Source organism: Flavobacterium magnesitis (genome assembly GCF_041729735.1).
GTDB classification, from domain to species: Bacteria; Bacteroidota; Bacteroidia; order Flavobacteriales; family Flavobacteriaceae; genus Flavobacterium; species Flavobacterium magnesitis.
Genome location: NZ_JBCFQK010000001.1, coordinates 103,681 through 123,554, shown reverse-complemented (window position 1 = coordinate 123,554; position 19,874 = coordinate 103,681). Strand labels below are relative to the sequence as shown.

General features: G+C 33.8%; 20 protein-coding genes and 1 tRNA gene. 9 read left to right on the top strand and 12 right to left on the bottom strand.

The features are described 5' to 3' along the window. Nucleotides 1-145: 145 nt before the first annotated feature. Both AAGV33_RS00630 and AAGV33_RS00625 read left to right on the top strand, forming a co-directional pair. Nucleotides 146-439, top strand: a complete 294-nt coding sequence (locus AAGV33_RS00630; RefSeq protein WP_373389968.1) for a hypothetical protein — start codon at nt 146-148, stop codon at nt 437-439. Then, on the top strand, nt 327-1,883 hold the full coding sequence (locus AAGV33_RS00625) for a recombinase family protein (protein WP_373390215.1): 1,557 nt from the start codon (nt 327-329) through the stop codon (nt 1,881-1,883). The genes AAGV33_RS00630 and AAGV33_RS00625 overlap by 113 nt, the downstream gene beginning before the upstream one ends. Here AAGV33_RS00625 and AAGV33_RS00620 read toward each other — a convergent pair. From AAGV33_RS00620 to AAGV33_RS00595, 6 genes are all read right to left on the bottom strand, one after another. Beyond that, nucleotides 1,840-1,917, bottom strand: a tRNA-Val gene (locus tag AAGV33_RS00620). The two genes, AAGV33_RS00625 and AAGV33_RS00620, sit on opposite strands and share 44 nt — an antisense overlap. Nucleotides 1,918-2,001: 84 nt before the next feature. Beyond that, a complete protein-coding gene (locus AAGV33_RS00615; protein WP_373389967.1) occupies nt 2,002-3,222 on the bottom strand; it encodes a bifunctional folylpolyglutamate synthase/dihydrofolate synthase in 1,221 nt (406 codons plus the stop codon). A gap of 23 nt (nt 3,223-3,245) precedes the next feature. Further along, nucleotides 3,246-4,043, bottom strand: a complete 798-nt coding sequence (locus AAGV33_RS00610; protein ID WP_373389966.1) for an energy transducer TonB — start codon at nt 4,041-4,043, stop codon at nt 3,246-3,248. A 36-nt stretch (nt 4,044-4,079) separates the two neighbouring features. Then, a complete protein-coding gene (locus AAGV33_RS00605) occupies nt 4,080-4,472 on the bottom strand; it encodes an ExbD/TolR family protein (protein WP_373389965.1) in 393 nt (130 codons plus the stop codon). A gap of 2 nt (nt 4,473-4,474) precedes the next feature. Next, a complete protein-coding gene (locus AAGV33_RS00600) occupies nt 4,475-5,179 on the bottom strand; it encodes a MotA/TolQ/ExbB proton channel family protein (protein ID WP_373389964.1) in 705 nt (234 codons plus the stop codon). A gap of 94 nt (nt 5,180-5,273) precedes the next feature. After that, on the bottom strand, nt 5,274-6,338 hold the full coding sequence (locus AAGV33_RS00595; RefSeq protein ID WP_373389963.1) for an anhydro-N-acetylmuramic acid kinase: 1,065 nt from the start codon (nt 6,336-6,338) through the stop codon (nt 5,274-5,276). A 184-nt stretch (nt 6,339-6,522) separates the two neighbouring features. Here AAGV33_RS00595 and AAGV33_RS00590 point away from each other — a divergent pair, with 184 nt between their 5' ends. From AAGV33_RS00590 to AAGV33_RS00560, 7 genes are all read left to right on the top strand, one after another. Next, a complete protein-coding gene (locus tag AAGV33_RS00590) occupies nt 6,523-7,662 on the top strand; it encodes an acyl-CoA dehydrogenase (RefSeq protein WP_373389962.1) in 1,140 nt (379 codons plus the stop codon). A 222-nt stretch (nt 7,663-7,884) separates the two neighbouring features. Next, complete coding sequence (locus tag AAGV33_RS00585) at nt 7,885-8,373, top strand: DinB family protein (protein ID WP_373389961.1); 489 nt, start codon at nt 7,885-7,887, stop codon at nt 8,371-8,373. Further along, entirely contained in the window at nt 8,361-9,071 is a 711-nt protein-coding gene (locus tag AAGV33_RS00580) for an NRDE family protein (protein ID WP_373389960.1), read from the top strand. The genes AAGV33_RS00585 and AAGV33_RS00580 overlap by 13 nt, the downstream gene beginning before the upstream one ends. 18 nt (nt 9,072-9,089) lie before the next feature. After that, nucleotides 9,090-10,142 (top strand): ATP-grasp domain-containing protein, encoded by a 1,053-nt coding sequence (locus AAGV33_RS00575; protein WP_373389959.1) that lies wholly within the window; start codon nt 9,090-9,092, stop codon nt 10,140-10,142. A gap of 4 nt (nt 10,143-10,146) precedes the next feature. After that, a complete protein-coding gene (locus AAGV33_RS00570; RefSeq protein ID WP_373389958.1) occupies nt 10,147-10,809 on the top strand; it encodes a LysE family transporter in 663 nt (220 codons plus the stop codon). Nucleotides 10,810-10,856: 47 nt separating this feature from the next. After that, entirely contained in the window at nt 10,857-11,534 is a 678-nt protein-coding gene (locus tag AAGV33_RS00565; RefSeq protein WP_373389957.1) for an SDR family NAD(P)-dependent oxidoreductase, read from the top strand. Between the two features lie 36 nt (nt 11,535-11,570). Further along, nucleotides 11,571-12,176 (top strand): SprT-like domain-containing protein, encoded by a 606-nt coding sequence (locus tag AAGV33_RS00560; protein WP_373389956.1) that lies wholly within the window; start codon nt 11,571-11,573, stop codon nt 12,174-12,176. 70 nt (nt 12,177-12,246) lie between these two features. On the opposite strand, the gene AAGV33_RS00555 is transcribed toward AAGV33_RS00560, so the two are convergent. The 6 genes from AAGV33_RS00555 to gcvP form a co-directional block, all read right to left on the bottom strand. Beyond that, nucleotides 12,247-13,008 carry an ABC transporter ATP-binding protein gene (locus AAGV33_RS00555; protein WP_373389955.1) on the bottom strand — a complete coding sequence of 254 codons (762 nt, stop codon included), beginning with the start codon at nt 13,006-13,008 and terminating at the stop codon, nt 12,247-12,249. Then, on the bottom strand, nt 13,005-13,754 hold the full coding sequence (locus tag AAGV33_RS00550; protein ID WP_373389954.1) for an MlaE family ABC transporter permease: 750 nt from the start codon (nt 13,752-13,754) through the stop codon (nt 13,005-13,007). Before AAGV33_RS00550 ends, AAGV33_RS00555 begins: the two co-directional genes overlap by 4 nt. Before the next feature lie 69 nt (nt 13,755-13,823). Further along, nucleotides 13,824-14,672, bottom strand: coding sequence for a glycosyltransferase family 2 protein (locus AAGV33_RS00545; RefSeq protein ID WP_373389953.1), 849 nt, complete (start codon nt 14,670-14,672; stop codon nt 13,824-13,826). A gap of 97 nt (nt 14,673-14,769) precedes the next feature. Further along, the gene (locus AAGV33_RS00540; RefSeq protein WP_373389952.1) at nt 14,770-15,291 is read right to left on the bottom strand and encodes a methyltransferase; all 522 of its coding nucleotides are present in this window, start codon (nt 15,289-15,291) and stop codon (nt 14,770-14,772) included. 273 nt (nt 15,292-15,564) lie between these two features. After that, nucleotides 15,565-16,623 (bottom strand): 3-oxoacyl-ACP synthase III family protein, encoded by a 1,059-nt coding sequence (locus tag AAGV33_RS00535; RefSeq protein WP_373389951.1) that lies wholly within the window; start codon nt 16,621-16,623, stop codon nt 15,565-15,567. A gap of 243 nt (nt 16,624-16,866) precedes the next feature. After that, nucleotides 16,867-19,716, bottom strand: a complete 2,850-nt coding sequence (gene gcvP / locus AAGV33_RS00530) for an aminomethyl-transferring glycine dehydrogenase (RefSeq protein ID WP_373389950.1) — start codon at nt 19,714-19,716, stop codon at nt 16,867-16,869. Nucleotides 19,717-19,874 lie beyond the last annotated feature (158 nt).

Genomic DNA, 19,874 nt, shown 5'->3' with positions numbered 1-19,874 from the left:
TATGTGCTACCTATCGTTTGGTTTCTGTTGAAAGAAAAACAATAGATGAAAAAATCATTTTGATCCTCATCATATTTTGATTAGGTTAAAATGAAACAGACCTTTTATCTTTAAAGTTGTGAAATGATGTAGAACGAAAGTTTTTATGACTTTAAATGAAGAGGATTGTAAGATGGAAAATGAAAGAGGAAGAATGACAGACGAACAAGCATTAATAATGCTTAAAAAGGAAAAAATAAACTTAACACTTGACCAAGTAAGTAGAGTTTTAGAGTTTATGAGAAAACTAGCAGCTATAACCGTTTCTAATTATTTAAATGAAAAAAATGAAAAAGATAGCAGATTTATATGTGAGAGTGAGTACGGACGAACAAGCGGACAAAGGATACTCACAAAGAAATCAGGAGGAGGTATTAAGAAAATATTGCCAAATAAATAGTATTGAAGTTCGTGATGTTATATTTGAAGACCATTCAGCTAAAACTTTTAATAGACCCAAATGGAAATCATTATTGCTAAATCTTAAAAAGTACAAAAATAAAACAGACTTGGTTTTGTTTACGAAGTGGGATAGATTTAGTAGAAATGCAGGAGATGCATATCAAATGATTAGTGCATTACGCAAGTTGGGAGTTGAGCCACAAGCAATAGAACAGCCTTTAGATCTTTCCATACCGGAAAATAAAATGATGTTGGCATTTTATCTTGCTGCTCCCGAAGTAGAAAACGATCGCAGAGCATTAAATGTTTTTCATGGAATGCGAAGAGCAAAAAAAGAAGGACGTTATGTAAGTCAAGCACCGATCGGTTATATTAACAAATCACAAGAAGATGGCAGGAAGTATATTGCAGTCAAAGAACCAGAAGCCTCCATTATGCGTTGGGCTTTTAATGAAATTTCAAAAGGAATATTTTGTACCGAAGACATTCATCGTCTTGCTAGAAAACGAGGATTAAAAACTGGTAAACATAGTTTTTGGTTGGCTGTTAGAAATCCGCTGTATTGTGGAAAAATATTCGTTCCCAAATACAAAGATGAAGAAAGTTATTATGTAGAAGGTCAGCATGAAGCAATTATAAGTGAAGAGTTATTTTATAAAGTTCAAGATGTTGTTGATGGTAGAAAAAAAGTCGCTCGTGCAAAAGTAGAAACGATTGTTGAACTCCCATTACGTGGCTTTTTAATTTGTCCATTATGTTCAAAAATTCTTTCAGGGAGCAAATCCAAAGGGCGTACTAAACATTACGCCTATTATCATTGCTTTAAAGGCTGTACACATCGTTTTAGAGCTGAATCCGTTAATGAATTGTTTAGTAAGGAACTTCAAAAATATGTTCCAAGGGAAGGATACAAAAAGCTTTATAGCTTAATAATTCTAGAAGCTTATAAAGAGCAAACTAAAGGGAGACAAATTGAAAAGACACAATTGGCTAGTCAAATAAAAGATTATGAAAGCCGGTTAGCTAAAGCCAGGGATTTATTAATGACCAATCAAATTGATGCATCTGATTACAGAGATATAAAATCCGATTATGGAGGTATATTAGACAAACTTCAAGCAAAATATTCAGGATTGAATAACGATCAAGATGATATTGAAAAGTTACTCAACCAAGGGATTGAAAATCTGTATAGACTTAATTTTATCTATCAAAAATCAAAATTTGTAGAATGTAGGGATTTAATAGGTTCAATATATCCTGAGAATTTAATGTTTGACGGAGTTGGATTTCGAACCACAAGAATTAATGAAGCAGTTCAGCTAATGTACCTGATTAATGAACAATTAGACTCAAATAAAAAAGAGACAAATCAGAATATTTCTAATTTGTCTCTTATGGTGGGCGATGAGGGGTTCGAACCCCCGACCCCCTCGGTGTAAACGAGGTGCTCTGAACCAGCTGAGCTAATCGCCCTATTTTACTAGGTTGCTATCGTTTGTGATTGCGAGTGCAAATATACACCACTTTTCTTGATGTGCAAGCAAAAAACGAAAAAAATTATAAAATTTCTGCAACTACAAAAGTGCTTCCGCCAATATAAATGAAATCATTTACTGCGGCAGATTCTTGCGCTGAACGGTAAGCTTCTGAAACAGAATGATGTATTTTTCCTTTTAATCCAAATTGATTTGCTTTTTCTTCCAATATCGAAGCTTCAAGTCCTCGAGGGATATTGGGTTTACAGAAATAATAAATTGCATTTTTTGGGAATAAAGGTAAAACTTCATCTAAATCTTTGTCGTTGACAACGCCTAAAACAATATGTAATTGATTGAATTTTTCTTTTTGAATTTGATTCAGCACAATTTCCAAACCGTTTTTGTTGTGTGCGGTGTCGCAAATTACTTTTGGAGATTCGCCTAATTGTTGCCATCTTCCTAAAAGTCCTGTATTTTTAACCACATTTGACAAACCCGATTCAATATTATTTTGGTTAATGTTAAAATTAGTTTGTGTGTTTAAAACTTTGATGGTTTGTAGAACTGTTTTTTTATTGTGAATTTGATAATCACCAATCAAATCAGAAGGATAATTATCCGAAATCAAATCGGAAGCAAAATAGATTTCTGAATTTTTTTCTTTGGCTTTTGCCAAAAAAACGGCTTTAGTTTCAGGAAGGTATTCGCCTATAACAACTGGAATTTTAGCTTTGATAATTCCTGCTTTTTCGGCAGCAATTAATTCAAGGGTATTACCAAGAAATTGCGTGTGATCTAATCCGATATTGGTAATCACTGAAACTAAAGGTGTAATGATATTAGTAGCGTCCAGTCTGCCGCCCATTCCGACTTCGATGATAGCAATATCTACTTCTTCTTTTGCAAAATAATCAAAAGCCAAACCAACGCTCATTTCGAAAAAACTAATATCATTGGCTTCAAAAAAAGTTTTGTTCGAATTGATGAAATCACAAACAAAATCTTTGGTAATTTCGATTCCGTTAATTTTAATGCGCTCTCTAAAATCTTTTAAATGTGGCGAAGTGTAAAGTCCTATTTTGTAGCCTGCTTCCTGAAGTATCGAAGCCAGCATGTGTGAAGTTGAACCTTTTCCGTTAGTTCCAGCAACGTGAATAAATTTTAAATTTTGATGCGGATTATCAAGATGACTGATCAGTAAATGGGTGTTTGTTAAGTCTTTTTTGTAAGCAGAAGCACCCTGCAATTGGTACATCGGAAGTTGATTAAACATCCAGGCTGTAGTTTCTTGATAATTCATTTTTATTGTAAAATTGTTCAATATTATTCCCCCAGTTTGAAATTCACGGTGATGAATCCTATTTGAGTTTCGGGAGCATTGCTGTCTGGTTGCCATTTGTATTTTCTGGCTGTGGCCAAAGCGGGTTCTATTAAACAAGGGTTGGTGTTGGTAGTTCCTTTAGTGTATTTGGCGGCAATAACATTTCCGTTTCTATTCACTGTAATTTGAACTACAACAGTACCAAATTCGTTACATTTTTGAACTTCTTTTCCTCGACTACTTATTTTTCTTCCATTTAATCCCCAGCCACTTCCTGTACCGCTTCCGCTTCCAGAACCGTAATAAGTATTAGCATAAGGATTTCCGTTTAAACTTCCTTTATCTCCAGCTTGGTTTTCATTGCCTTCGCCGCCTTTGGCTGTTCCAGTAGATTTTGGACCATTGATTAAACTAGACAAAGCATCAGTTGTGCTTTTAGAAGGTTTCGGATTTTCTTTGGGTTTTTGTTTTACTTCTTCTTTGGCAACTTCTTTTGTTGGTTGGATTTTTTTAGCTTCTTTCATTACAACAGCTTCTTCAATGTCTTGCGATAAAACATCGTCGTTGCTTGCTGCAGCTTGTTTTGCAGCTGTGGCTTTTGGTGCCGATTGAATGGCCTCAGTAGGTTGAATATCTCCATTTCCAAATTCAGTTGTGCCAAAATTAATAGCAATTCCGTTTTCAGGGGGAGGATCTAAAGAAGTAAGTCCTAGATATAAGAACAAAACAAATAGTATCACAAAAATGATAGATGTGATAGCAAATGATTTTTTTTCTTCTTCTGTTTCTAAATATTTCATGTAGAATAAATCTGTTTTTTGAAAGTCAGTGCCAAATTATTTAGGTCTTACAGCTAAAACCACTTTAATTTGGTTTCTGTTCGCAATGTCTAAAACGTTAACTGCTTTTTCAATTGGAACACCTTCTTCGGCTCTTAGAATTATGGCTTTGTTTTCATCAGCGGCAACTAGTGATAGTAATTTTGATTCCAATTCGGCTTCTAAAACAGGCTCTTTGTCAATAAAAAATTCTAATTTTTTATTGATACTTACAGCAATATTTTTGTTGCTGTCTGTTTTTCCTTTTGCTTTTGGTAATACTAAATCCAGTGCGTTAGTAGTTACCATAGTTGAGGTTAGCATGAAAAATATCAACAACAGAAAGACAATGTCTGTCATGGATGACATGTTAAATTCAGCACTAACTTTATTTCGTCCTCTTAAATTCATAATTATGCGGGATCATTTAATAAGTCTAAAAAGTCAACGGCATTGGCTTCCATTTGGTGTACAATTTTATCGGTTTTTACTACTAAGTGGTTGTAGCCTACATAAGCAATAATTCCAATTACTAATCCAACAACAGTAGTTGTCATAGCAGTATAAATTCCTTCAGAAAGTGCGCCTACTTCAATTTGACCGCCAGCAGTAGCCATTTTGTGGAAAGCCTGAATCATCCCTACAACAGTTCCTAAGAAACCAGTCATTGGGCCAGCTCCCGAAATAGTAGCAAGCATACTTACATTTTTTTCTAATTTATTTATTTCTAGTTTTCCAGCGTTCTCAATTGCGGTATTGATGTCACTTAGTGGTTTTCCAATTCTGGAAATTCCTTTTTCTATTAATCGAGCTGCTGGTGAAGAGGAATGTGCACAGGCCATTTTAGCATTATCAATACGGCCGTTTTTGATGTTATCTTTAACTAGACTCATGAAGTTTGTATCAATTTTTGAAGCTTTATTAATAGCCATCAAGCGTTCAAAATACAGATATAAAGCAACAAAAAGCATTACAAATAATGCTGCCATTATTACTTGCCCTGCTAATCCTCCGCTAGTTAGGAGTTCGATAATTGATAAGGTTTTTTCAACTGGAACCGCTTCGGCTAAATTTTCACCTGCAACAGATAAGGTATCTGCTTGTAACAATATACTCATAAATTTTTTCTTTGTTATTGAAACGCTAAGATATTATAAAAATTGCGATTCTATTCGATAAAATTCGAAACAAAAATAGTGCCTCTTCTGTATTCTAAGGATAGATGTATCCTGAACTATGATCTTCTTTTGCTCCGGTAACTGAACTGAGTACATTAATTTCATCTCGTAATTTTAATACACCGAGTAAGGCAAAAATTAAGGCTTCTTTGAATTCCAGAATTTTCTTTTCGGGAATAATCAGCTTCATTTCGGGTAAATAATGTTGAATTCTGGAAATTAGAAAATCATTGTAAGCACCACCGCCAGTTATAAAAAGACTTCCTTTTTTTGTTGGCAAAGCCAAAGCCGTTTGCCAAGCAATGTGTTCCGTAAAAGTGTGTAATTTATCTTCAATTGAAATGTCAAATTGTTCAATAAGTGGTAAAACACTTTCTTTTACAAATTCAAAACCGAGTGATTTCGGGTGTTTCTTTTGATAAAATTCGAAAGCATTTAATTCGTTTAATAATTCGGTATTGATTTTTCCAGTTTTTGAAATTTGACCTTTATTATCATAATTCAATCCCAACTGATTGGCATAAAAATTCAAAACGGTATTTACGGGCGAAATGTCAAAAGCAATTCTTTGATTGTTTTCTTCGAAAGAAACATTGGAAAAACCGCCCAAATTCATGCAATAATCGTATTTACTAAATAAAATTCGATCACCAATAGGTACTAAAGGAGCGCCTTGTCCGCCCAATTGAACATCCTGAATTCTAAAATCGCAGACTATTTTTTGTTTGGTTAAAATAGTAATTTCTGGAAGATTTCCTATTTGAAGTGTAAATCCGTTTTGTGGTTGGTGCAAAATAGTATGCCCATGAGAACAAACGGCATTCAAATTAATTATCTGATATTTTTCAATAAAATCTACAATGATTTTAGAAAGTAGTTGCGTATAATTTCGATTCAAAATTTCGAGATTTTCTTTCGAAAAATCCACTGCTGTTTTTAATTTGTTTACCCAATCAGAATTATAAGGAACGGTTTCGCTTTCCAGAATTTTAAAAGACCATTGGTTTTGTTTTATTTCGAATTCAATATGAGCTAAATCAACCCCGTCAAGTGAAGTTCCTGACATAACGCCAATTACGTTGTAAAATTCTTTTTTCATGGATGGAAAATAGGAAACGATTAAAATATTAAAAGCTTAAGTTGTTTTTTTAGAATAAAAGTAAGTAAATTTAGAAAACACAAAATCAATTAACGAAGATTAGGTGCTGAATATTAAAATATTTTTATCTCGAAAATGAGTTTTTTATCCTCAATCGAGGAATTAATTTATAAAAAGTGTTGTTATGGATTTCAATTTGACTGAGGAACAAAAAATGATTCAACAAGCCGCTAGAGATTTTGCTCAAAGCGAATTGTTACCAGGTGTTATAGAAAGAGATGAGTTTTCTAAATTCCCAACAGAGCAGGTAAAAAAAATGGCTGAACTGGGTTTTCTGGGAATGATAGTCGATCCTAAATATGGAGGATCAGGAATGGACAATGTTTCTTATGTTTTAGTACTCAATGAAATTGCAAAAGTAGATGCTTCGGCAGCAGTGATTATGTCAGTAAACAATTCTTTGGTTTGTGCGGGCTTAGAAAAATATTGCAACGAAGAACAAAAACAAAAATATTTAGTTCCGCTAGCTAAAGGCGATGTGATTGGTGCTTTTTGTCTTTCGGAACCCAATGCTGGTTCTGACGCTACTTCACAGCAAACAACCGCCATCGATAAAGGGGATTATTATTTGTTGAATGGAACAAAAAACTGGATTACTAATGGTTCTACGGCTTCGACTTATATTGTAATGGCGCAAACGCATCCCGAAAAAGGACATAAAGGTATCAATGCGTTTATTGTAGAAAAAGGCTGGCCTGGTTTTGAGATTGGTCCTAAAGAAAAGAAAATGGGAATTCGTGGTTCGGATACGCATTCTTTACTTTTTACTGATGTAAAAGTTCCTAAGGAAAATAGAATTGGCGAAGATGGTTTTGGTTTTCATTTTGCTATGGCGGTTTTAAATGGCGGAAGAATTGGAATTGCATCTCAAGCTTTGGGAATTGCTACAGGTGCTTATGAACTGGCGTTAAAATATTCCCATGTGCGTCACTCTTTTGGTAAAGAAATTTTTCAGCACCAAGCCATTGCTTTTAAATTAGTAGATATGGCTACTCAAATTATGGCAGCTAAAATGTTATGCTTGAAAGCAGCATCTGAAAAAGATGCAGGAATGGATATTACACAATCAGGCGCCATGGCTAAGTTATTTGCTTCTCAAACGGCTATGGATGTAACTATTGAAGCAGTTCAAATTCATGGTGGAAATGGTTATGTAGCCGAATATCATGTAGAACGTATGATGCGTGATGCTAAAATTACTCAAATCTATGAAGGAACGTCTGAGATTCAAAAAATTGTGATTTCTAGGACTTTAACTTCATGATTGTTAAGAAGAAAGAAGTATATTTACCTAAATAATGATGCCCAATTTATAGAGGGGATTATTACAAATTTTTTGATCTTTAAAATAAAAGGATGATAAATGGAGTTATATTAATTGTACTTCAAAAGATATGCGAATTCAATTATTTTCATTTTTAAATGAGTAAAAGGGATGGTAGCACAACGGATAACAAAACGATAATTGATAAATTAAAATTACAATATGCTTATACCGTCCATAAATAGGAGTTTGAACGAATTAGTTGATTTACTAGTTCAAATTTCAAATTCAGAATACGCTAGACCTTGTGCTGCCCTGAGCAATTCTACTATTGGAGAACACACCAGACATATTGTGGAAATGTTTCAATGTCTGAATAACAGTTACGTTTCTGGGATGATCAATTATGATAAAAGACCAAGGAATAAACGGATTGAAACGGATACCGAATTTGCGAAAAATCAGATTAATTTGATTCAGAATTCCTTAGAGAAAGAAAATAAAAAGCTGTTATTGTTGCAAGTTGTAGATCAGGAAGAACTTCATGTTGAAAGCAATTATTACAGAGAACTACTTTATAATTTAGAACATTGCATTCATCATCAAGCTTTAATAAAAGTTGCTGTTTTGCAATATGAAACTATCACGATTGACCCCAATTTTGGTGTTGCCCGTTCTACTATCGAATACAGAAATCAATGTGCACAGTAAGTTTTGTAAAAACAGACGGTAAAATTATTATTACCTCTAACAGAGATGAAAATATAATTCGTCCTAATGCCATAGCACCTCAAAATTATACCTTAAACGGAAAAAACATAATCTATCCCAAAGATCCCAAAGCAGGAGGAACCTGGTATGTAGTTGACGAAAATGGAACGGTTCTGGTTTTGTTGAATGGTGCCAATGAAAAACACATTGTAAAATTACCTTATAGAAAAAGTAGAGGATTAATTGTACTTGATTTGATAGCACAAACTTCTCCAAAGGATTTTTGGAATGCTATTGATTTAGAAAATATCGAGCCTTTTACGTTGGTTTTATTCGAAAATGAAACACTTTTTCAATTGCGATGGAACGGAATTATTAAGGAAACATCGCAGTTAGATGCGAATAAAAATCATATTTGGTCGTCGGCAACTTTATATCCAGAAATGGTTCGAGAAAAACGAGCGAGTTGGTTTTATCATTTTTTAGAAGTAACACCAGCAATTTCAGAAACCGAATTGCTCCATTTTCATCGGTACACCGAAGAAACCAATCAGGAAAATGGATTGGTTATTAATCGAAATGAGGAAACGAAAACGGTAAGCATTACACAGTCAGTAATAGAAAACAATAAAGTGAGTCTGTTGCATTGCGATTTGATAGCACAACAAGAAAGCAAAATTTCATTTATAACCATTTAAAAACAGCAATTCAAACGAGTGAAATCAAACAGACAAAGCAAACTCCTTTTTCATAAAATCACCCATTGGGAGTATTGGCCTTTCCAGATTGTTTATATCCCCATTTATTTTCTTTGGGCTTATTATGCAATTCGTGCCAAATCAATATTTTTCTTTAATGCTTCTAATCCCACCATAAAAAATGGTGGTTTTATGATGGAATCCAAAAAAGAAATTTACGATTTAATTCCGCAACAATATTATCCTAAAACCGAATTGATAAAAGGAGAGACTACTTTGCAGGAAATAAAAAATCAGATGAAGAAATTGGGATTGCAATATCCATTAATTGCCAAGCCTGATATTGGTTTACGAGGTTCAGCAGTAAAGAAAATCAATTCAGACAAGGAGTTGAAACATTACCATGAAAAGGCAAGTTTTGATTTTTTAGTTCAGGATTTGATTCCGTATGAAAAAGAAGTCGGGATTTTTTATGTACGATATCCGAATGAAAATCAAGGAAAAATTACAGGGATTGTTTCTAAAGAATTTGTGATAATTACAGGAGATGGTCATTCGACAATAGAAGAGTTAATTCGTAAAAATCCGCGATATGAATTGCAGTATGAATCTTTGCTAAAAGAATATGGTGAAAAAATAGTAAGCATTCTTCCTAATGGTAAAAAACTCAATCTAGTTCCTTATGGCAATCATGCTCGTGGTGCTAAATTTATAGATTGCAGCCATTGGATTTCTCCAAAACTGACTCAAACTATAAATGAAATTTGTTTGCAAATACCCGGTTTTTATTTCGGGAGATTAGATATTATGTATCATTCCTGGGAAGAATTAGAACGTGGAGAAAAATTTTCTATTGTCGAAATAAACGGTGCTGGCAGCGAACCTACGCATATTTATGATCCTAGACATTCGTTGTTTTTTGCTTGGAAAGAATTGGCCAGACACATTACTTATATGTATGAAATTAGTGTTATAAATCATAAAAATGGAAATCCTTATTTGTCTCACAGTGATGGCATGAATCAATACCGACTGCATCTGGAACAAAGCAATAGAATTGTAAATTTCTAAGAATATGAAAATAATGCAAGCTGTTTTAGTGGGGTTTTTAGTGAGTTTCCTGGGTTCTATTCCGCTGGGCTATTTGAATATTATTGGGTACGAAATTTTCTCAAAATCTGGAGTCAATAGTTTACTAATGTACTTATTAGGTGTGGTTGTAGTGGAAGCTGTTGTTATTTATTTTACTTTGATTTTTGCTGATCGATTAGTCAATAACAAGAAACTAATGAAAACAATTGATGTTTTTGGAATTTTATTTTTATTATTTTTAGCTTATTCTTTCTTCGCTCATTCAAATCAAGACACTAATCATCAAAGTTATTTAGATCAATACCTTCATTATTCGCCTTTTTTAATTGGGTTGTTTTTAAGTAGTATTAATTTTTTACAACTTCCTTTTTGGACCGCATGGAATGTATATCTGATTAATGAAAAATATATTGATTCCAGTAGTATTCCGTATCGATTTTTTTATTTGGCAGGAACGATCACAGGAACATTTTTAGGAATGATAACTTTAGTGTATTTCTTAAATAAAATGGCTCAGGATGTTCAAAGTGTTTTTCAATACTTTATTCCAATATTTATTCCTGTTTTCTTTGTGATTTTAGCTCTTTTAAAAAGTTATAAAGTCATTAAAAAATATGCTTTTGTTCGTGTTAATAATAAGAATTGAGTTAGAAAGCTAACGGCTATTTTAAAGCTTTTGTTTATTTTTGTTGCATGAAGAATATTATTATCACAGGAACAAGTAGAGGAATCGGATTTGAACTGGCTTTGAAATTTGCCAATGCAGGTCATCAGGTTTTAGCCATTTCGAGAAAAACACCTCAAGAATTAATTGTTCACGAAAACATCAGCTGTCTTTCGGTGGATTTGGCTACTGAATCTGAACTAGAAAAAGTAGAAAATTTTCTTGCTGACACTTGGAAAAAAGTTGATGCTGTGATTCACAATGCCGGAAGTTTAATTTGTAAACCATTCGAAAATTTATCACAAGCAGATTTTGAATCTGTCTATAAAGTAAATGTTTTTGCTGTTGCCAATTTAACTCGCATTTGTATTCCGTTTTTGCAAAAAGGAAGCCATGTAGTTACCATAAGTTCTATGGGAGGTATTCAAGGAAGCTTAAAATTTGCAGGACTTGCAGCTTATAGTTCAAGTAAAGGAGCAGTAATTACGCTTTCGGAATTATTAGCCGAAGAATACAAAGAACGCGGTATTGCATTTAATGTTTTGGCTCTTGGATCAGTACAAACTGAAATGCTCGAAGAAGCTTTTCCAGGTTATCAAGCACCGATTTCAGCAGAAGGTATGGCCACTTATATTTTTGATTTTACACTGAATGGAAATAAATACTTTAACGGAAAAGTATTAGAAGTTTCAACGACTAATCCTTAAGAATCAAATTCCAATTTTTTAAATTCCAAATCCTAATTGAGCGATACTTTAGCAAAATATATTCCGGATCACGCAGTCAAACCTGTTTTTGAGTTGATTGTAGAACATGGTGTGCATTTAAAAATTGTTAACGAACGCGCAACTCGTCATGGTGATTATCGAAAAGCGATTAATGGAAAACACGAAATTACCGTAAACGGAAGTTTGAATAAATACCGTTTTTTAATTACGCTTATTCATGAAATCGCGCATTTAGTAGCTTTCGAAAAATTTGGTCGTAACATCAAACCGCATGGAAATGAGTGGAAACATACTTTCCAGCAATTAATGGTTCCATATATCCGTCCAGAAATTTTTCCTAACCAATTATTACCGTTGTTAGCGAGACATTTTAGGAACCCAAGTGCGAGTAGCGATACTGACACTACTTTGTCATTGGCTTTAAAACAATTTGATATCCAAAACGATAAAAATTACGTTTTCGAAATTCCCTACGGCAGTATTTTCCGAATTAAAAATGGAAAGGTTTTTAAAAAAATAGCTGTTCGAACCAAACGTTATGAGTGTCTAGAAATCAGTTCTGGACGTTTGTATTTATTCAATCCTAACGCTGAGGTGGAATTACTAAAAAATTCCAATTAAAAATAAATCCCAAATTCCAACTTTATAATAATTGGAATTTGGGATTTTGAGTATTTGGATTATAAAAAAACTATTCTTTCAAATGTGCTTCTCGTACTTTTCTAAATAAATTAGAAGAATAAACAAAGTCAACGACTGCTTGGTTATCAGTTTCAAAAATTTTCTCTTTAGTGCCTTGCCATTCTTTTAGTCCATTTTTTAAGAAAACAATATTATCACCTATTTCCATTACCGAGTTCATATCGTGCGTATTAATTACGGTAGTAATGTCATATTCTTCGGTGATTTCTTTAATAAGATTATCAATTAATATGGAAGTATTAGGATCTAAACCTGAGTTGGGTTCATCACAAAATAAATATTTCGGTCGGTTTACAATTGCTCTCGCTATCGCTACACGTTTTTGCATACCACCCGAAATCTCAGAAGGCAACTTATTATGTGCGTCTTTTAGCGCCACTCTTTCGAGAACAAAATCAACACGCTCTTTAATTTTTGCTTTATTATCTTTGGTAAACATTCTCAGAGGAAAAGCTACGTTTTCGGCTACTGTCATCGAATCAAATAAGGCACTTCCTTGAAAAACCATACCAATTTCGGTACGCAATTCTCTTTTTTCATCATCATCTAATTCAGAATAAATCCGTCCGTCAAAAGAAATTGTACCTACTTCAGGATGATGAATTCCAAGTAAACTTTTTAGTAATACCGTTTTTCCAGAACCACTTTGTCCAATAATAAGATTGGTTTTTCCAGTTTCGAAAGTGGTAGTAATTCCTTTAAGGATTTTGCTGTCTCCAAATGATTTTTCAACGTCTTTTACTTCTATCATGATCCTAGTAATAACTGAGTTAGTATATAATTGAAAAGTATGATGGAAACCGAGGTCCAGACAAAAGATACCGTACTTGCTTTACCCACTTCCAGTGCCCCACCTTTCATGTAATAACCGTGAAAAGATGGAATTGTTGCTAATAACATAGCAAAAATGATGGTTTTGATAAAAGCATACACAATATGAAAAGGAATAAATTGCATTTGTGCTCCATTAATAAATTCGGCACTTGAAGTGAAACCTCCGTAAACACCTGCCATCCAGCCACCAAGAACTCCTAAAAACATACTGATTCCAATAACAAATGGATAGAAAAGTAATGCAATAATTTTAGGGAAAACCAAATAATTTAGTGAGTTAACTCCCATTACTTCTAAAGCATCAATTTGCTCGGTTACACGCATTGTTCCAATACTGGATGTAATAAACGAACCCATTTTTCCAGCCATAATTACCGAAATAAAAGTAGGAGCAAATTCCAGAATTACCGATTGACGAGTGGCAAAACCAATAAGGTATTTTGGTATTAATGGATTGGTTAAGTTTAATGCCGTTTGAATAGCAACAACTCCACCAACGAAGAATGAAATAAACGCAACAATACCAAGTGAATCAATGATTAAATCGTCTATTTCTTTAAAAATGAGATTACGCATTACAGACCATTTGGTTTGCTTGTTAAAAATCTCTTTGAGCATCAGGAAGTATTTCCCTACTTGCGATAAATATCGAATGAGCATCATAGTTTTTTGAATATGGGCTAATTTACGAAATTAGTTATGAGTTATATGGTATGAATTATGAGTTTTTCTTTAGAAAAGTTTTTCTTTCATCTTCTTTAAACGATAGCTGCGAATAAATTTAGCTTGTTCGGGAGTTACCATAAGTGGTTTTTTTTCGGATTTGGCTTTTAGAAAACCTTGAATGTAATCAAAAAACAGCAAAGGTTTCTTTTTCATAAACGACAATTTAGCCGAAGCGATTGAAGTAATCCAAAATCCGTAACCTAGTGTATAAAAAGCTTCTCCTTGTTTGTAACGTGCTGTTTTATTGTAATTGGCGCCAGTAGGTTTTAGATGTTTTACTTTCAAAGAAGCATCCGTAACTACTTTCCAATTGTAAAATTTACACAATAATTCGTCCACGGTATCCCAACCCATTTGAGGTTTTAAACCGCCAATTTGTTCGAAAGTTTCTCTTCTATAGGCTTTTAGTGCACCGCGAATATGATCTTTGTCCGTTAGGTTTTCTAAAATCCATTCGCCATTTTTTTCTATGTAGCAAAATCCGCCGACCATTCCAATTGTTGGATCGGAGTTGAAATGTTTGGTAATTGTTTCGAAATAATTATTTGGAAAAATTAAGTCGGCATCGAGTTTTACAATCACATCATAATCTTCGTCTAAAGATTCAAAACCTTTTTGGAAGGCCTGAATTACTTTGCTTCCTGGCAAATGAATCGCACTTGATTTTTTTTCTACCAATGTAATAAACGGATTGTCTTTGGCGAAAGCCAACACAATTTCGGCAGTGCTATCAGTAGAATTGTCATTTACAATCACTACTTTTTTAGGTAAATGTGTTTGCGAAATCAAAGATTCTAAAGTCAAAGAAATAAATTCTTCTTCGTTATGTGCAGGAATAACTATGTAGTAGTTCATATTTTTTGAATAAAATTCCATATTTTTTAAAATTTCAAATTCCAAATTGAAGTTGGTTTCAAGTTGGAATTTGAAATTTCATTTTTGAGATTTGCCTTTAGGCTTTTTCCGCAAAAACAATATAATATCTTGGTGTTAAATAGCGCAATAAAGGTCTAAAACCTATTTTTTTTACAGGATGAGTGAATTTTTCTCTAGCGGTAATTTTCCAGCCTGTTTTTTCTAAAAGCCAGTCTAATTGCCAGTCTTCAAATTCATGATAATGTCTGTCCCACATATCGGTTTTGCTTCTGTAAGCTGGAGAAAACCAAAGACGCAGCGGAATTGAAATTACCAATTTGTCGCATTTTACATTTTCTAAAACGGTATAAGGATTTAATAAATGTTCGAAAATTTCGAAAGCAGTAAAAACAGTATAGGATTCAGTTTGTAAAGCCGTTTGGTCTTTGTCTAAATCCTCTCCTTTGGTATTTTTTACCTGATATCCATTTTCTTCCATAATTTTGGAAAATGGATTGGGCACTCCTAAGTCAAAAATAGTTTCAGAAGTTGAAACATGCTTTTTTAAAAAATCTAAGGTATGTTTGAATCTTTTATTAGGAAACGTTTTTTCGTACATTGTTTATAGCGTTTTTAGAACAGGCACAAATGTACAAAGATATATGGCTTGTTTTGTAGAATTTTAGCGCATATTATGATGTTAGTATCTTATTCTTTTGCCACAAATTCACGAATTTATTTTTTAAAATACCGTACTCTATTCGATTTTATCACACAAATTTTAATCTATTAAATAAAATTTGTGAATTCGTGGCTGTATTCTACATAAATAGAAAAATCCGCAACTAAAAAATAACTTTCAGGTTGCGGATTTATAGTTTGAGTCTAAAAATTAGTATCGGTAAACAAAAGCATTAATGTTCATTCCAGCACCTACTGAGGCAAAAATAAGAATGTCACCTTTGTTGATTTCGTGGCTTTCAATTTGTCCTTGTAATATCAAATCGAATAGAGTAGGAACAGTAGCTACACTACTATTTCCTAAATCATGGATACTCATTGGCATAATGTTAGCCGGAGCAGTTTTATCATATAGTTTGTAAAAACGGTCTATGATAGCTTCATCCATTTTTTCATTCGCTTGGTGAATCAGGATTTTTTTAACATCCTCGATAGCAATTCCGCTTTTGTCCAGACAGCTTTTCATGGCAGTTGGAACATTGCTCAACGCAAATTCATAAATTTTTCTACCATACATTTTGATGTATTTGGTATCACTGTCCTGACCTGGATGATATGATTTTCCATAATATAAAAATCCAGCTTCTTCTTCAGTATAGGAAGCCGTTTCATAAGAAAGCATTCCAGTTTCGTTATCAGAAGCTTCCACGATTGTGGCACCAGCACCATCCGAATATATCATCGAATCACGGTCATGATCGTCTACAACTCTTGAAAGTGTTTCAGCACCAATAACCAGGCAACGTTTTGCCATACCAGATTTGATAAAAGCATTGGCTTGCAAAACTCCTTCAACCCAGCCTGGACAACCAAAAATAAGGTCGTAAGCCACACATTTAGGATTTTTAATGCCTAATTTGTGTTTTACACGACTGGCTAAACTCGGGATCATATCGGATTGTATAGTTCCGAATTTTACGTCTCCAAAATTATGTGCGAAAATGATATAATCGATAGTTTCAGCATCAATTCCTGCATTTTCTATTGCTTTTTGAGAAGCTAAAAAAGCCAAGTCAGAAGTATTATAATGACTTTCAGAATAACGCCTTTCCTCGATTCCAGTTATTGCTTTAAATTTTTTAATAATAACTTCATTCGATTGCTTGATGGGAGTTCCGTCTTCGTTTAAAAATTGATGAAGTTCAAAGTATTTATCAGAAATCACTCTTTCGGGAATGTAACTTCCTGTTCCAGTTATTTTTATTTTCATTTGGTTTTTTCCATTAAAAAAAATAGCGATAATTTAATATTTTCAAAACAACAAGGAAATAATAATTGCTATACAATTGGCAAAATTACTGATATTTTTTAAAGAATTTTTAAAATCAACTGCTTTTAATTTTTGATTTCCGAATGTTGTTTGAATAAAAAATATTTAGTACCGTAATTTTCTGTTAGTTAAAAAAAATGCCCCGAGAAACAAACGAGGCATTTTGAATTATAATTTACTGTATTAACTTTCCATATATGCCTCAATAGGAGCACAGCTGCATACTAAATTTCTGTCACCAAAAGCATCATCAGCTCTGCGAACTGATGGCCAGAATTTGTTTTCAGAAATGTATTCTAATGGGAAAGCAGCTTGTTCTCTAGAGTATGGGAAATTCCAGGTTTCAGCCGTTAACATAGCTAAAGTATGCGGAGAATTTTTCAATACATTATTTTTGTCTTCAATATCTGAAGCTTCAATTTCTTTTCTAATTGAAATCATCGCATCACAAAAACGATCTAATTCTTCTAAGTTTTCACTTTCTGTTGGCTCAATCATTAAAGTTCCAGCTACTGGAAAAGAAACTGTTGGAGCGTGGAAACCATAATCCATCAAACGTTTTGCAATATCAGTTACTTCAATTCCTTTTTGTTTAAACGGACGGCATTCTAAAATCATTTCGTGAGCTGCACGACCCATTTCTCCAGAATATAAAGTGTCGTAATGACCGCTTAATTTCTCTTTGATATAATTGGCATTCAAAATAGCGTGTTCTGTAGATGATTTTAATCCTTCAGCTCCAAGCATTTTGATGTATCCGTAAGAAATCAAACATACTAAAGCAGAACCCCAAGGAGCAGCAGAAATTGCTGTAATTGCATTTTCTCCACCAGTTGCAACAACAGGATTCGTTGGTAAGAAAGGAGCTAATTGTGGAGCAACACAAATTGGTCCTACGCCAGGTCCACCACCACCGTGAGGAATAGCGAAAGTTTTGTGTAAGTTCAAGTGACAAACGTCAGCACCAATAGTTGCTGGATTTGTTAATCCAACCTGAGCATTCATATTAGCACCATCCATATAAACCTGACCGCCATTATCATGAACGATTTTAGTGATTTCTTTGATGGCACTTTCGTAAACACCGTGAGTTGATGGATAAGTAATCATTACACAAGATAAATTGTCTTTGTGTAAAATGGCTTGTTCACGTAAATCTTCTACGTCAATATTTCCATTTTCTAAGGTTTTAGTAACTACCACTTTCATTCCTGCCATAGCTGCCGAAGCTGGATTAGTTCCGTGAGCCGATGAAGGAATTAAAGCAATATTTCTATGATGATCACTTCTTGATTGGTGATATGCCTGAATTACCATTAATCCTGCATATTCTCCTTGTGCACCAGAGTTTGGTTGTAAAGTAGTTGCAGCAAAACCAGTTATTTCATTTAAGTATTCTTCCAGTTTAGAAAGCATTTCCTGATATCCTTGCGCTTGATCTAAAGGTGCAAATGGGTGAATACTGTTCCAGCTTGGAGCACTTAATGGCAACATTTCGGCAGCGGCATTCAATTTCATTGTACAAGAACCTAACGAAATCATCGAATGATTTAAAGCCAAATCTTTACGCTCTAACATTTTGATGTAACGCATCAATGCTGTTTCTGAATGGTATTTATTGAAAACTTCGTGTTGTAAGAATGTTGAAGTTCGAACTAAACTTTCTGGAAAATGATTGGTTTCTGATAAAGTATCAATTGTGATTGTTGCTAGTTCTTTTGCAGCAGCAAAAATAGAAACTACTTTATTCAAATCGGCAAAACCGATGGTTTCGTTCAACGAAATAGAAACGCTGTTTTCATTTGGATAAAAGAAATTTACTTCATTCGCTTCGGCAATTTCTCTTATTTTTTTAGCATCTGCTTGTATCACAATAGTGTCAAAGAAAGCAGTATTGGTTTGTTCGAAACCTAATTTAGCTAAAGTATTTGCTAAAGTTACCGCCGAAGCATGTACTTTGTTTGCAATGTATTTTAATCCTCTTGGACCGTGATAAACAGCATACATACTTGCCATTACAGATAATAAAACCTGTGCTGTACAAATGTTTGAAGTTGCTTTGTCACGTTTAATGTGTTGTTCGCGGGTTTGTAATGCCATACGCAACGCACGATTTCCATCAGTATCAACGGTTACACCAATGATTCTTCCTGGCATGCTGCGTTTGTATTCTTCTTTAGTAGCAAAATAAGCAGCGTGAGGTCCACCATAACCTAATGGAATTCCGAAACGTTGTGTTGTTCCAAGAACTACTGCAGCTCCCATATCACCTGGAGGAGTTAATTTGGCTAAACTTAAAATATCAGCAGCAACAGCCACTTTTATTTCGTTTTCGGCAGCTTTTGCAATAAAAGCAGTATAATCGTTTACTTGTCCAAATTTCCCTGGATATTGAAGAATTGCTCCAAAGAATTCAGTAGAAAAATCGAAAGTTTCGTGATTTCCTATTACTAATTCTACTCCAATTGGTGTAGAACGGGTTTGTAAAACAGATAAAGTTTGTGGTAAAATTTCTTCAGAAACAAAGAATTTACAAACATTAGCTTTCTTTTGGTCTCTTGTTCTTACGTCAAACAATAATGCCATAGCTTCAGCCGCAGCTGTACCTTCGTCAAGTAACGAAGCATTAGCGATTTCCATTCCGGTTAATTCGATAACCATGGTTTGGAAATTCAAAATGGCTTCCAGACGACCTTGAGCAATTTCGGCTTGATAAGGTGTGTAAGCGGTGTACCAACCTGGGTTTTCAAATACATTTCTTTGAATAACCGCAGGAACAATGGCTTGGTTGTACCCTAAACCAATGTAGGTTTTAAACATTTTATTTTTATTTCCTAAAAGGGTAATATGTTTTAAATATTCATATTCCGTCATTTCAGGATCTAAATTTAGAGGTGCTTTTAGACGAATATCATCTGGAAGTGTCTCATAGATGAGTTGTTCGATAGAATCAACTCCAATAGTTTTCAACATCTGTTGTAGGTCGGATTCCTCTGGACCTATGTGTCTTAAAGCAAAAGCATCTGTTTTCATTTGTAGATAATATCTGTTTTTAATCGGAAAATGGAATTCGCATAATCTTCATTTGTTTCGACAACAAATTTAAGATCATGCTCATTTCATGTAGATATAAAAAAGGTTGTATTTTTCGTGGCGCAAAAATAAACATAATTCCGTTTTAAATCATTGTT